General features: G+C 70.7%; 13 protein-coding genes. 6 read left to right on the plus strand and 7 right to left on the minus strand.

The genetic code is table 11. The annotated features are described in order from the left end of the window. The 3 genes from MQC88_RS01150 (at nt 1) to MQC88_RS01160 (ending at nt 1,834) form a co-directional block, all read left to right on the plus strand. Complete coding sequence (locus MQC88_RS01150) at nt 1-837, plus strand: class I SAM-dependent methyltransferase (protein WP_243318451.1); 837 nt, start codon at nt 1-3, stop codon at nt 835-837. Between the two features lies 1 nt (nt 838). Beyond that, nucleotides 839-1,606 carry a dimethylarginine dimethylaminohydrolase family protein gene (locus MQC88_RS01155; protein WP_243318454.1) on the plus strand — a complete coding sequence of 256 codons (768 nt, stop codon included), beginning with the start codon at nt 839-841 and terminating at the stop codon, nt 1,604-1,606. A 75-nt stretch (nt 1,607-1,681) separates the two neighbouring features. Continuing rightward, nucleotides 1,682-1,834 carry a hypothetical protein gene (locus MQC88_RS01160; protein ID WP_243318456.1) on the plus strand — a complete coding sequence of 51 codons (153 nt, stop codon included), beginning with the start codon at nt 1,682-1,684 and terminating at the stop codon, nt 1,832-1,834. Here the strand turns inward: MQC88_RS01160 and MQC88_RS01165 are convergent. Then, nucleotides 1,789-3,108, minus strand: a complete 1,320-nt coding sequence (locus MQC88_RS01165; protein WP_243318457.1) for a TIGR03862 family flavoprotein — start codon at nt 3,106-3,108, stop codon at nt 1,789-1,791. The two genes, MQC88_RS01160 and MQC88_RS01165, sit on opposite strands and share 46 nt — an antisense overlap. A 123-nt stretch (nt 3,109-3,231) precedes the next feature. On the opposite strand from MQC88_RS01165, the gene MQC88_RS01170 reads away from it, so the two are divergent. Further along, nucleotides 3,232-4,908 carry a serine hydrolase gene (locus tag MQC88_RS01170; RefSeq protein WP_243318459.1) on the plus strand — a complete coding sequence of 559 codons (1,677 nt, stop codon included), beginning with the start codon at nt 3,232-3,234 and terminating at the stop codon, nt 4,906-4,908. Between the two features lie 157 nt (nt 4,909-5,065). Here MQC88_RS01170 and MQC88_RS01175 read toward each other — a convergent pair whose 3' ends face one another. The 6 genes from MQC88_RS01175 to dbpA form a co-directional block, all read right to left on the minus strand. Then, the gene (locus MQC88_RS01175) at nt 5,066-6,208 is read right to left on the minus strand and encodes a BaiN/RdsA family NAD(P)/FAD-dependent oxidoreductase (RefSeq protein WP_243320187.1); all 1,143 of its coding nucleotides are present in this window, start codon (nt 6,206-6,208) and stop codon (nt 5,066-5,068) included. A 55-nt stretch (nt 6,209-6,263) separates the two neighbouring features. Continuing rightward, nucleotides 6,264-6,818, minus strand: a complete 555-nt coding sequence (locus tag MQC88_RS01180) for a YaeQ family protein (protein WP_243318461.1) — start codon at nt 6,816-6,818, stop codon at nt 6,264-6,266. Nucleotide 6,819: 1 nt separating this feature from the next. Next, nucleotides 6,820-8,736 (minus strand): DEAD/DEAH box helicase, encoded by a 1,917-nt coding sequence (locus tag MQC88_RS01185; protein ID WP_243318463.1) that lies wholly within the window; start codon nt 8,734-8,736, stop codon nt 6,820-6,822. A gap of 69 nt (nt 8,737-8,805) precedes the next feature. After that, nucleotides 8,806-9,255, minus strand: coding sequence for a YaiI/YqxD family protein (locus tag MQC88_RS01190; RefSeq protein ID WP_243320190.1), 450 nt, complete (start codon nt 9,253-9,255; stop codon nt 8,806-8,808). 68 nt (nt 9,256-9,323) lie between these two features. Beyond that, nucleotides 9,324-9,479 carry a hypothetical protein gene (locus MQC88_RS01195; RefSeq protein WP_243318465.1) on the minus strand — a complete coding sequence of 52 codons (156 nt, stop codon included), beginning with the start codon at nt 9,477-9,479 and terminating at the stop codon, nt 9,324-9,326. A gap of 99 nt (nt 9,480-9,578) precedes the next feature. Further along, on the minus strand, nt 9,579-10,997 hold the full coding sequence (gene dbpA, locus MQC88_RS01200) for an ATP-dependent RNA helicase DbpA (RefSeq protein ID WP_243318468.1): 1,419 nt from the start codon (nt 10,995-10,997) through the stop codon (nt 9,579-9,581). 58 nt (nt 10,998-11,055) lie between these two features. Here dbpA and MQC88_RS01205 point away from each other — a divergent pair, with 58 nt between their 5' ends. Further along, nucleotides 11,056-12,639, plus strand: coding sequence for a protein adenylyltransferase SelO (locus MQC88_RS01205; RefSeq protein ID WP_243318470.1), 1,584 nt, complete (start codon nt 11,056-11,058; stop codon nt 12,637-12,639). A gap of 79 nt (nt 12,640-12,718) precedes the next feature. After that, nucleotides 12,719-13,417: a DUF5666 domain-containing protein gene (locus tag MQC88_RS01210; RefSeq protein ID WP_243318473.1), complete on the plus strand. Its 699-nt coding sequence runs from the start codon at nt 12,719-12,721 to the stop codon at nt 13,415-13,417. The last annotated feature ends 203 nt before the right edge of the window (nt 13,418-13,620 follow it).

A 13,620-nucleotide genomic window follows, 5' to 3' on the forward strand; every position in this document is an offset into this window, starting at 1 on the left:
ATGGCGCACGACCGCAACCCGCAGGCCGAGCAGATGGGCGACGAGTCCATGGCCCGCAACCTCGCGCACCAGGCGCAGGCAATCTGGCCACAGGAGCAGCGCCTGTTCGATCGCTATGCCTTGCCAGGGGCGCCGCGCATCCTCGACCTGGGCTGCGGCACCGGCGAGATCACACGGCGGCTGGCGCAACGCTATCCGCGGGCGATGTTGCTCGGCGTCGACATCCTCGAGGGCAACCTCGCGCGCGCGCGCCGCGACAGCGAAGCGTTGGCGGGCCGCGTCCGCTACGCGCAGGGCGACGCCTTCGCGCTGGAATGCGGCGATGGCGAATTCGACCTGGTCGCCTGCAGGCACATGTCGCAGGCGGTGCCGGACTTCCCGCTGGTGCTGGCCGAGATCACCCGCGTGCTGAAGCCCGGGGGCTGGCTGCACCTGCTGTCGGAGGATTACGCGATGCTGCATTTCCCGGCGCCGGATCCGCAGGCGTTCGACCCGGACCGCTTCTGGACCGGCGACGTGCTCGGCTTCCTGCAGGGCATCGGTTGCGACGGCCGCATCGGCCGGCACACGCCGGCGCTGCTGGCGCAGGCGGGCTACGCCGACATTGCCATGGACTACCTGACGGTCGATACGCTGCGGGTGCCGCGGGCCACCTTCGCCGGCATCCTCAAGGCCTGGCGCGACGGTTACGTCGAACCGCTGTCGGCAGCAAGCGGACGCGATGCCGCGGCGGTGCGCGCCGATTTCGAGCGCATGATCGCCGCGATCGAGACACCGCCGTGCTATGCCGCCTGGCAAGTGCCGGTGGCGTCGGCGCGCAAGCCCGAGGCCGGTTGAGATGACGCTGGTCGCCATCACCCGCGAGGTGAGCGCGAGCCTCGGCGATTGCGTCTTGTCGTTCGTCCAGCGCAGCACGATCGATGTCGGGCGCGCGATCGCCCAGCACGAGGGTTATCGACAGGCGTTGTCGGCGCTGGGTTGTCGGGTGGTCGCGCTGCCCGCGCAGGAGACGTTGCCCGATGCGGTTTTCGTCGAGGACGTGGCGCTGGTGCTGGACGAGGTCGCGGTGGCGACGCGGCCCGGCGCCGAAGCGCGGCGGGGAGAAGTGGAATCGGTCGCGCAGGTGCTGGCCGGCTACCGCCCGCTGCTGCGGATCCTCGCGCCCGGCACGCTCGACGGCGGCGACGTGCTGCGCATCGGCCGCGACATCTTCGTCGGCGAATCCGCGCGCAGCAACGCCCAGGGCATCGCGCAACTGCGCGCATTGCTGGACGGCCATGGCTATCGCGTGCACGGGGTGCCGACCCGAGGATGCCTGCACCTGAAATCGGCGGCGACGCTGGTGGCCGACGACACCCTGCTGGTGCAGCCGGCCTGGGTCGATCCGGGAGTCTTCGCCGGCTACCGCGTGGTCGAGGTCGATCCGGCCGAGGAGCACGCCGCCAACGCGCTGCGCATCGGCTCCGGCGTGGTGTATCCGGATTGCTTCCCGCGCACGCGGCAGCGGCTGCAGGAGGCCGGGGTCGCAGTCACCTGCGTCGACGTGTCCGAGCTGCAGAAGGCCGAAGGCGCGGTGACCTGCTGCAGCCTCGTGTTCGATGCCTGAAGGATCGGCGCGGCCGTGACGATGGCCCTGGTGGCCTTGGCATAAGCTACGCCAACACCCTCCGGAGGCACGCGCATGCACTGGTTGGGCATCGCCATGATGCTGGTCGGGCTGTACCTGGCGCTGAAGGTTGCCGGCACGGTCCTGAAGCTGCTGATGTGGATCCTGGTGCTGGTTGGCGCCTACCTGTTCGCGGCGCCGTTGCTGGGGCTGTCGTTGCCGTTCTGACCGGGCAGCCGGCTCGCGGGCGCGGGCATGGCCGGTTGCGTGCGCAACCAGTCCACTGCACTGAGCCCTGAGCGACGGCCGCTGGCGAAGCACGCGGTGAGCAGGTAGCCGCCGGTCGGCGCTTCCCAGTCGAGCATTTCGCCGGCGCAGAAGACGCCGGGCAGCGCCCGGATCATCAGCGCATCGTCCAGTGCCTCCAGGCGCACGCCGCCGGCGCTGCTGATCGCCTCGGCCAGCGGGCGCGCGCGCAGCAGGCGCAGCGGCAGGCGCTTGAGCGTGCGCGCCAGCAGCTCGCTGTCGCCCAGGCGCGCCCTGTCGAGCACTTCTTGCAACAGCGCGGCCTTGGCGCCGGAGATCCCGGCATTGCGGCGCAGGTGCTCGGCCAGGCTGCGTCCATTGCGCGGCCTGGCAAGGTCGCGTTGCAGCCGCGCGAGGTCGCGGCCCGGGACGAGGTCGAGTTCGAGCATGGCCACGCCGTCGCGCGCGATGGTTTCGCGCAATGTCGCCGACAGCGCATACACCAGGCTGCCTTCGATGCCGGTGGCGGTGGCGACGCATTCGCCCTGCAGCGCGTGTTCGCCGTCGTCGTCGCGCCAGTGCGCGACCACCGGCTTGAGCGGGGCGCCTGCATGGCGGGACGCGAAATGATCGCTCCAGCCGATGTCGAAGCCGCAGTTGGCCGGTTGCAGTGGCGCGACGTCGACGCCGCGCCCGCGCAACACCTCCTGCCAGGCACCGTCGGAGCCCAGTTGCGGCCAGCTGCCGCCTCCCAGCGCCAGCACGGTCGCGCCGGCATGGATGCGGCGCTCGCCGTCGCCGCTCGCGAAACGCAATGCGCCGTCGGCATCCCAGCCGAGCCAGCGATGCTGGGCATGGAAGCGCACCCCATCCTCGCGCAGCCGTCGCACCCAGCCGCGCAGCAGCGGCGCGGCCTTGCGGTCCCGCGGGAACACGCGCCCGGAACTGCCGACGTAGGTCTCGACGCCATGGACGCGTGCCCAGTCGCGCAGGGCGTCGGCGTCGAAGTCGTCGAGCCAGCGGCCAACCCACGGGGCGCGTTGGCGATAGCGAGCATCGAACGCCGGCCGTGCTTCGGAATGGGTGAGGTTGAGCCCGCCCTTGCCGGCGATCAGGAACTTGCGCCCGATCGAGCCCTTGGCCTCGAACAGGTCCACGGCCAGCCCCGCGGCGCGTGCGCATTCGGCCGCCATCAGCCCGGCCGGGCCGCCGCCGATGACCACCAGGCCGGGAATCGCGTCGTCTGCTGCGGGCATGGCGGGCAAGCGCTGGTCATCGGCGGGCGTCGTGGCCGCCATTATGCCGCCCCTGACTTTCGGGCCTGCGCGGTGGATGCGTTATCTTCGATAGTCGGGAATCGATTCCGGGGAGCGACACCGATGCGAGCGGACGGACTGCGGCTGGACTGGAAGCGGGTGCGAGTGGTCCTGGCGGGCCTCGGCGTGGCGCTTTGCGCCGGATTCGCGTTCGCGGCGCAACCGCAGGCGCAAGCCGCCCCTTCGGCAGGGGCCGATGCCGTGGCATTGCCGGCGCAACTGCAGGACTTCGACGCCTACGTCGAGAACGTGCGCAAGACGTTCGACGTTCCCGGCATCGCCGTGGCGATCGTCAAGGACGGAAAGGTGGTGCTGGAGCGCGGCTACGGCTTGCGCGACCGCGAAGCCAACGCGCCGGTCGATGCGCACACGCTGTTCGCGATCGCCTCCAACACCAAGGCCTTCACCGCCGCCTCGCTGCAGATGCTGGCCGAGGACGGCAAGCTGGAGATGGACGACCGCGTGATCGAGCACCTGCCGTGGTTCCGCATGTCCGATCCGTACATCACCCAGGAAATGCGCGTCCGCGACCTGCTCGCCCACCGCAGCGGCCTCAGCCTGGGCGCCGGCGACCTGCTGTACTGGCCGACCACCGACTACGACAACGCCGAGGTCGCCAGGCGGTTGAAGGACGTGCCGATCACCGGCCAGTTCCGCGGCCAGTACGCCTACGACAACATCCTGTTCGGCGTCGCGCAGCTGGTGGTCGAAGCCGCGGGGGGCATGCCGTACGACCGATTCCTGCAGCAGCGCATCTTCGCGCCGCTGGGCATGGACGAGACCCGCTATAACAGCGACCACCTGCAGGGCATGGACAACGTGGCCATGGGCTACGCCAAGGCCGACTTCAAGGACCTGGTGCCGGCGCCGCGCATGACATGGGCCAACGTCGGCGGCGCCGGTGGCATCTATTCCAGCGCCCACGACCTGTCGAAGTGGGTGCGCGCGCAGCTGGCCGGCGGCGTGTACGCGGGCGAGGGCGACAACGCCCGGCGCCTGTTCACCGAGAAGCGCCAGCGCGAGATGTGGTCGATGCTGACCCCGATCCCGGTCGCCAAGCCGTCGGTCCCGGAACTGGCGCCGGCCGTGCCCAACTTCATGGGCTACGGCGAGGGCTGGTTCCTCGGCGATTACCGTGGCCGCAAGCTGGTCTGGCACACCGGCGGTTGGCCGGGCATGGTCTCGCGGGTGACGATGCTGCCCGACCAGCAGGTCGGCGTGGTCGTGCTGACCAACGCCGAATCCGGCGCCGCCTTCAACGCGGTGACGATGCGCGCGCTGGACGCGATGCTCGGATTGCCGGCGTACGACTGGACCGATGCCTACGCAAAGGCGCGCGCCAGGCAGGAAGGCAAGGCCGACGAAAGCTGGCAGAAGCACCTCAAGGCGCGCGATGCGAACTCGAAGCCGTCGCTGCCGCTGTCGGCGTACGCCGGCAGCTATCGGGACCCGTGGTACGGCGACGTGGCGGTCACGCGGCAGGGCGACAGGTTGCGCATCCGCTTCGCGCATACCGCCGAGCTGGTCGGCACCCTTTCGCACTGGCAGCACGACACCTTCCTGGTCCGCTGGGACCAGCGCTGGCTCAATGCGGACGCGTTCCTGACGTTCTCGCTCGACCCCGACGGCGGCATCCGCGAGGCGCGGATGGTGCCCGCCTCGGAACTGACCGACTTCAGCTTCGACTTCCAGGACCTGCGGCTGGCGCCCGTGAAGCCGGATGGCCACAAGGACGGTTAGCCCCCGGGCCCCGTGTCGCCATGATCGTGTTCCTGCCAACGGGCGGGTAGGCAGGAGCGCTTGCAGGCGCGAGCTGTTCCCCGGTCCTGCGGCACATCTGGCGAAGAGCTCGCGCCTGCAAGGCGCTCCTGCGGATGCACGCGAGGCAATGCGCGGGTTACAGCGCCATGCCGGCGGCATGCCCGGAAGCCCATGCCCACTGGAAGTTGTAGCCGCCGAGCCAGCCGGTGACATCCACGACCTCGCCGATGAAGTACAGGCCCGGGATGTGCCGCGACTGCATCGTCGACGACGACAGCCCGTCGGTGTCGACCCCGCCGAGCGTGACCTCGGCCGTGCGGTAGCCCTCGGTGCCGCTGGCGACCAGCGGCCAGTCGCCGAGCAGCGCGGCGACTTCGCGCAGCTGCGGGTCGTTGAACTGGCGCATCGGCCGCGCCGGGTGCAGGGCGTGCAGCCATGCTTCGCACAGGCGCTGCGCGAAGCGCCTGGGCAGCAGTTCGCCGAGCACCGTCCTGAGCTCCGCCGCCGGGCGCGCGGCCCGCAGCCGCTGCAGGCTCGCCAGTGCGTCCTGCCCGGGCAGCAGGTCCAGCCGCAGGTCGTCGCCGGGCTGCCAGTACGAGGAAACCTGCAGGATGGCGGGCCCGCTGACGCCGCGATGGGTGAGCAGCATGAAGTTGCTGAATTGCGCGCCGTTGCAGCGCGCCGTCACCGGGAACGCGACGCCGCTGAGGTCCGCGAGCCGTTCCTGGTGCTTGCCGGTGAGCGTCAGCGGCACCAGGCCCGCGCGCGTGGGCAGCACCGCGTGCCCGAACTGCTGCGCCAGCGCGTAGCCGAAACCGCTGGCGCCCATGCTCGGGATCGACAGCCCGCCGCAGGCCACCACCAGCGCCGGCGCGGAGTACGTGCCGCGCGCCGTGCGCAGGTGGAAACCGGCGTCGCCGTGGCCGACGCGCTCGATGCTGCATGAGGTTTCGATGCGCACGCCGGCCGTCGCGCACTCGTCGAGGAGCATCTTCACGATCAGCTTCGACGAGACGTCGCAGAACAGCTGTCCAGGCTCCTTCTCGTGGTACGCGATGCCGTGGCGCTCCACCAGTTCGATGAAATCCCGCGGCGTGTAGCGCGCCAGCGCCGACTTGCAGAAGTGCGGGTTGGCGGACAGGTAGTTGGCCGGCGCCGCGCCGAGGTTGGTGAAGTTGCAGCGCCCGCCGCCGGACATGAGGATCTTCTTGCCGACGCGGTTGGCGTGTTCGACCACCAGCACCCGCTTGCCGCGCTGGCCGGCGGTGAGCGCGCACATCAGCCCGGCCGCGCCGCCACCGATGACCAGCGCGTCGAACGTGCCGCCCACGCGTTCAGGCCCGTGCGGCGGGGGCCATGCGCAGCGCCTGCCCGACGGTGATGCTGCCGCCTTCGCCGTAGATTTCGGCCTGGCCGTCCTGGATCATGCATTGCAGGCGCATGCCGCGGTCGGCGAGCGCGGCCAGCGCCGCCACGGTATCGGCGGCGAGGTCGATCACGGTCAGGTTGTCGCAGCGCGCCAGCGGGCCGGCGACCTTCTCCCACCAGATGTCGGCACTGCGGCCGTGGTAGTTGAGGACCACGACCTGTTGCGCGCGGCCGCAGGCCTTGCGGATGCGCGCAGCGTCGGGCTGGCCCAGGTCGATCCAAAGTTCGATCTCGCCGGTGCGGGATTTCAGCCACAGGTCGGGTTCGTCGACGCTGGAGAGGCCGCGGCCGAACTCCAGGCGTTCGTCCGCATGCAGCGCGAACGCCAGCAGCCTCACCATCAGGCGATCGTCGGTCTCCGACGGATGCCGCGCCAGGGTGAGCGCATGGGTGGCGTAATAGTTGCGGTCCATGTCGCTGACCTGCAACTCGGCCCGGAACACGGTGGCCTTGAGCGCCATGTCAGCCGCGCGGCTTGTCGCGCCTGGCGAATCCGCCGGGCTTGCGCGGGCCGCCGGCGTGCGGCTTGCCGGGCGGGCGGGGTCCGCGCGCCCCCGGGTGGGGGCGCTGGCCGCGTGCCGGGCCGCCGTCGCCATCGCCGGGACCGGCTCGCTGGATGCGCAGCATCTGCCCACCGACGCGGACCTTCTTCAGGTGTTCCATCAGCTCGCGCGGCATGCCCTCGGGCAGGTCCACCAGGCTGTAGTCGTCGCGGATGTCGATGCGGCCGATGTACCTGCTTTCCAGGTCGGCCTCGTTCGCGATTGCGCCGACGATGTTGCCGGGCTGCACCCCGTGGTTGTGGCCGACTTCGATGCGGAAGGTCTCCATGCCGACTTCCGGGGCCTCGCGCCGCGGGCGCGCCGCCGGCCGGTCGTCGCCGAACAGTGCCTCGCCGGCATTGGCCTGCGTGGCATGGCCGCTTTGGGGTGGCGTGAACGGGCGTTCGCCGTGGCGCGAGGGACGGGCCGGTGCGGCGGGGCGCTGGTCGCGCGAACGAACTTGCGTGGTGCCTCCGGGGCGTTCGAAACGGGGACGTTCCGGCGGCGCCTGCAGCAGCAGCGGGGTCTTGCCCTGCACCAGCTGCGCGAGCGCCGCCGCTATCTCCACCGCGGGCACATTGTGTTCACGCTCGTAGCGTTCGACCAGTTCGCGGAACATGGACAGGTCGGCGCTTTCCAGCGCCGCGCCGATCTTGCCGAGGAACTTGGCCACGCGTTGCTCGTTCACCGCCTCGACGCTGGGCAGTTGCATCGGCTCGAGCTTCTGCCGGGTCGCGCGCTCGATCGCGCCGAGCATGCCGCGCTCGCGCGGCGCCACGAACAGGATCGCCTCGCCACTGCGCCCGGCGCGGCCGGTGCGGCCGATGCGGTGGACGTAGCTCTCGGTGTCGTAGGGGATGTCGTAGTTCAGCACGTGGCTGATGCGTTCCACGTCCAGCCCGCGCGCGGCGACGTCGGTGGCGACCAGGATGTCGATGCGGCCGTCCTTGAGCGACTGCACCATCTTCTCGCGCTGCTTCTGCTCGACGTCGCCGTGGATCGCCGCGGCCGAGAGGCCGCGAGCGGCGAGCTTCTCGGCCAGCTCCTGGGTGCCGAGCTTGGTGCGGGCGAAGATCAGCATGCCGTCGAAGGATTCGGCTTCCAGGATCCGGGTCAGCGCATCGAGCTTGTTGACGCCGCTGACCATCCAGTAGCGCTGGCGGATGTTGGTCGCGGTGCTGGTCGCCGACCTGATCGCGATCTCGACCGGGTCCTTCAGGTAGGTCTGGGCGATGCGCTTGATCTGCGCCGGCATGGTCGCGGAGAACAGGGCGACCTGGCGCTGCTCCGGCACCTTCTTCAGCACCGTCTCGACGTCGTCGATGAAGCCCATGCGCAGCATTTCGTCGGCTTCGTCCAGGACCAGGCAGCGCAGCTGCGACAGGTCCAGCGAGCCGCGCTCGAGGTGGTCGATCACCCGGCCGGGGGTGCCAACCACGACCTGCACGCCGCGCTTGAGCGCCTGCAGCTGCGGGTAGTAGCTCTGGCCGCCGTAGATCGGCAGCACGTGGAACCCGGGCAGGTGGCTGGCGTACTTCTGGAACGCCTCCGCGACCTGGATCGCCAGCTCCCGGGTCGGCGCCAGCACCAGCGCCTGCGGCGTCGATTGGGCCGGATCGATGCGTGCAAGGATCGGCAGCGCGAAGGCGGCGGTCTTGCCAGTGCCGGTCTGGGCCTGGCCGAGCACGTCGCGGCCGGCCAGCAGCGGCGGGATGGTCGCGGCCTGGATCGGCGAGGGCGATTCGTATCCGACATCGGCCAGTGCGCGCAGCAGCTGCTCGGGCAGGCCGAGATCGGTGAACCGGATGGTGGTGGCGGGGGCTGTCTCGGCGCTCATGGCGATCTCGCGGCGCCGGTGGGGCCGGGCACAAGCGCACAGTTTACGCGGCGGGGCTGGAGCAACCGCTCACGTGCCGGAGGCGCGCCTGGCCAGCCAGCGGTCCAACTGGTTGGCGAAGGCCTGGCGGTCGCGGGCATGGAACGCCGCCGGGCCGCCAGTCTGCACCCCGGTGCCGCGCAGTTCGTCCATGAAATTGCGCATCGACAGGCGCTCGGCCATGTTGTCGGCGGTATGGAGCTCGCCGCGTGGATCCAGGGCAATGCCGCCCTTGGCCAGCACCAGCGCCGCCAGCGGGATGTCCTGGGTGACGACCAGGTCGCCGGGGCTGACGCGCTCGACGATGGCGCCGTCGGCCACGTCCAGCCCTCCGGGTACCTGCAGCGCGCGGATGAACCGCGACGGCGGCGTGCGCAGCCATTGGTTGGCGACGAGGGTGACTTCGACCCGTGCGCGCTCGGCGGCGCGGAACAGGATGTCCTTGATGACGCCGGGGCAGGCGTCGGCATCGACCCAGATCCGCGGGGGCGCCGGTGCGGGCGCGGCGTCCGCCGGGGCGGCGAAGGTATCCGCGTCGCGGGACGGGATCACTCGCCCTGTTGGCCGGCAGGCCCGTCCTGCCCGGGCGGCGGCGGGTTGGCGGCGGCCTTGGCGGCCTGCTTCTTCGCCAGTTTTTCGTCCTGCTTCTTCTTCTTGGCGATCTCGCGTTGTCGCTTCTCGAACGAGTAATTGGGCTTTGCCATCGGCATTTCTCCTGTGGAATGGCCACAGTCTAGGCCAAGCCGGCCGGCGGCACCGCCGGAAGCGGCGCGGAGCGCCTCCTGCGAGGCGCAAGCCGTTGTTCAGAGCCGCCTGACGCGGAAATTGCGCCCTTTGATCCGGCCCGCCTGCAGCCGCGACAGCGCCCGCTCGAGCTGGCCACGGGCGATGGCGACGTAGCTGCGGGTGGCGAAGACGTCGATCTTGCCGATCGCGTCGGCCTTGAGGCCGGCTTCGCCGGTCAACGCGCCGACGATGTCGCCGGGGCGCAGCTTGTCGCTGCGCCCGGCGTCGATGCGCAGGGTCGCCATCGCCGCCGCCGGGGCCTGGCAGGCGCGCAGGTTGGCCAGCGGGGCACGGCCCCAGCGCAGAGTCGTGCCCTGTTGCTGTTCCAGTTGCAGGGCGCGCGGCATCTCGCGCGGCGCCACCAGGCTCAGGGCGAGGCCGGCGCGGCCGGCGCGCCCGGTGCGGCCGATGCGGTGCAGGTAGCTGTCCGCGTCGCTCGGCAGCTCGTAGTTGACCACCGCACCAAGGTCGTGGATGTCGAGGCCGCGCGCGGCGACGTCGCTGGCGACCAGCACGTTGCAACTGCGGTTGCCGAAGCGCACCAGCACCTCGTCGCGGTCGCGTTGCTCCATGTCGCCGTGCAGCGCCGCCGCGGAGAAGCCCAGGTGCGCCAGCGAGGCGGCGACTTCGTCGGCGTCGCGGCGCATGTTGCAGAACACCACCGCCGATTCCGGGTTGTGCTGGAGCAGCAGGCCGGCCAGCGCGGCCAGCTTCTGCGCCGGCTCGACCTCGAAGAAATGCTGCTCGATCGGCGCCTGGCCTGCGGCCTCCGCGACCGACACTTCCAGCGGGTCGCGCATCGATTTCCGCGCAAGCTCGCGGATCGCGTCGGGCCAGGTCGCCGAGAACAGCAGCGTCTGGCGCGCCTTCGGCGTGGCCTTGAGGATCTCGCGGATCTGCTCCTCGAAGCCCATGTCCAGCATGCGGTCGGCTTCGTCCAGCACCAGCGTGCGCAGCCCGCGCAGGTCCAGTGCGCGCTTGCGCAGCAGCTCCTGCACCCGCCCGGGCGTGCCGACGACGACGTGCGGCGGGTGCTGCGCCAGCGACGCCAGTTGCGGCCCCAGCGCGGTACCGCCGGTCAGCGTCATCAGCTTGAGGTTGGCGATGCCGGTGGCGAGCCTGCGCACGTGCTTGCCGACCTGGTCGGCGAGCTCGCGGGTCGGACACAGCACCAGCGCCTGCAACCGGGTCTGCGAGGCGTCGAGCCGGTGCAGGAGGCCGAGGCCGAACGCCGCGGTCTTGCCGCTGCCGGTCGGCGCCTGCGCGATCACGTCGCAGCCCGCGAGCAGGGCCGGCAGGCTGCGCGCCTGGATCGGCGTCATGCGCACGTGGCCGAAGGCGTCCAGGCCCTGGAACAACGCCGCATCCAGCGCCAGGTCGGTGAATTCGACGGCGCTGGCCTCCAGGGCGGCGGAGTCGGGAGTGGGTTCGGTCATGCCGCCATGATCGCAGCTTGTCGCGCCCGGCGTCCGCGCAAGGTGCTTCAATGGCTGCATGGATGCCGCCAGCCTGCGCAGCGCCGAACCGCTGCGCTTCGACAACGCCTTCGTGCGCGAACTGCCCGGCGATCCGGAAAGCGGGCCGCGCCTGCGCCAGGTCGAGGGCGCATTGTGGTCGGCCGTCGCGCCGACCCCGGTCGCCGCGCCGCGGCTGCTGGCGCATTCGCGCGAGATGGCGGCGCGGCTTGGGTTGAGCGAGGAAGCGGTTGCGTCCGCGGGGTTCGCCCGGGTCTTCGCCGGCAACGTGCTGCTGCCGGGGATGCAGCCGTTCGCCGCCAATTACGGCGGCCACCAGTTCGGGCACTGGGCCGGGCAGCTCGGCGACGGCCGCGCGATCACGCTGGGGGAAAGCGTCAACGCCGCCGGCGAGCGCTGGGAACTGCAGCTGAAGGGCGCCGGGGCGACGCCATACTCGCGCAGCGCCGACGGCCGCGCGGTGCTGCGTTCCTCGATCCGCGAATTCCTTTGCAGCGAGGCGATGCACCACCTCGGGGTGCCGACCACGCGCGCGCTGAGCCTGATCGGCACCGGCGAGGCGGTGGTGCGCGACATGTTCTACGACGGCCACCCGCGCCCCGAACCCGGCGCGATCGTGTGCCGCGTGGCGCCTTCGTTCATCCGCTTCGGCAACTTCGAGCTGCCGTACTCGCGCGGCGACATCGAGCTGCTGCGCCGGCTGGTCGATTTCTGCATCGGGCGCGACTTCCCGCACCTGCGCGGCAAGGGCGAGGCCCTGTACGCGGACTGGTTCGGCGAGGTCTGCGAGCGCACGGCGGTGACCGTGGCGCAGTGGATGCGGGTCGGCTTCGTGCACGGGGTGATGAACACCGACAACATGTCGATCCTCGGCCTGACCATCGATTACGGCCCCTACGGCTGGATCGACGACTACGACCCGGACTGGACCCCCAACACCACCGACGCCGGCGGCCGCCGCTACCGTTTCGGCTGGCAGCCCAGGATCGCGCACTGGAACCTGTCGCGGCTGGCGCAGGCGCTGTCGCCGCTGTTCCCCGATGCCGCGGCGTTGCAGGGCGGGCTGGATCGCTACGCCGCGGCGTACGCCGCCGCCGATCACGACAACATCGCGCGCAAGCTCGGGCTGGCGGAATGCCGCGAAGACGACGTCGGACTGATGCGTGAGCTGCACGGCCTGCTGCAATCGGCCGAAGTGGACATGACCCTGTTCTTCCGTGCGCTGGCCGACGTCGATCCGTTGGCGCCGAGCCTGGCGCATTTCGCCGGGGCGTTCTACGACGACGGCAAGCGCGCGGCGGCACGGCCGGCCTTCGACGCGTGGCTGTCGCGCTATTGCGTGCGCCTGGGGGACGACCCGCTCGATACGGCGGCGCGGCGCGCACGGATGCAGGCCGCCAACCCGAAATACGTGCTGCGCAACTACCTGGCGCAACAGGCCATCGATCGCGCGGAGACCGGCGACCATGCCGGCATCGCGGAATTGCTCGAGGTGATGCGCCATCCCTATGACGAGCAGCCCGGTCGCGAGGCATTCGCGGCGCGACGGCCGGAGTGGGCCCGCGACCGGCCGGGTTGCTCGATGCTGTCCTGCAGTTCCTGAATCGACGCCCGCGGCGTCGGCGGCGATAACCGCGCATTCACGATTCGCGCGCGATCCTGCCCGTCCAGGAGGTATCGCCATGCACACGCATTCGGATCGACCCCAAGCCGGCCACGCCCGGCGCTGGCACATTGCGCTGGCATTGCTGGCGGCGCTGCTGCTTGGCGGTTGCGCCACCGGTTACGGAAGCTATCCCGGTGGCAGCACCTATCCGGGCGGAGGCGCGTACCCGGGCGGTTACGGCAGCCAGCGCCTGCTGGCGACGGTTCAGGGCGTGGACGCGAACTACGGGCGCCTGCTGGTCAGCGTCGACAACCGCGGCTACTACGGGGGGCAGTCGCGGGTCGAGCTGTACTTCGACCGCAACACCCAGCTGGTTTACCAGGGCCGCCTGCAATCGGTAGCCGGCCTGGAGCGTGGCGACCGCGTCAGCGTCGACGCGGTGCAATCGGGCGGGCGCCTGTGGGCGCGCCGGATCGAGCTGGTGCAGGACGTGCGCAACGCCCATGGCGGCAGCTACTACGGGGGCGATTTGCGCGGGGCGGTCAGCTTCGTCGATCCGCGCGCGCAGACCATCGTGATCACCCGCGGCGGCTACAGCGGCGGCCGCGAGCAGGTGCGCTACGACCGCAACACCCGGGTCGAGTACCGCGGCCAGTGGCTACGCCCGGAACAGCTCGACCCGGGCGATGTGGTCAGCATCCAGGCGCGACCGTGGGGCAACGCCTGGCTGGCGGAGTACATCCGGGTCGAGGTCGACGTCCGCTCGCGCTACTGACGCGGCCCCCGCAAAAAAAAGCCGGCTCATTTGCCGGCTTTCTTTTCCTTCTTCGCTGCGCGTTTTTCCTTCAGCGTCTTTTCCGGTTTCTTCTTCTCGGTCTTCTTCTGGTCCATGCCCTTGCTCATGGCGGTCTCCTGTCTGGGTGGCGGGTTGCCGGGTGATGCATCCTGGCCCGTCCCGGATTATGCGCCGCGCGTGGC

The sequence above is a fragment of the Cognatiluteimonas sedimenti genome, from assembly GCF_022808325.1.
Taxonomy (GTDB): Bacteria; Pseudomonadota; Gammaproteobacteria; order Xanthomonadales; family Xanthomonadaceae; genus Cognatiluteimonas; species Cognatiluteimonas sedimenti.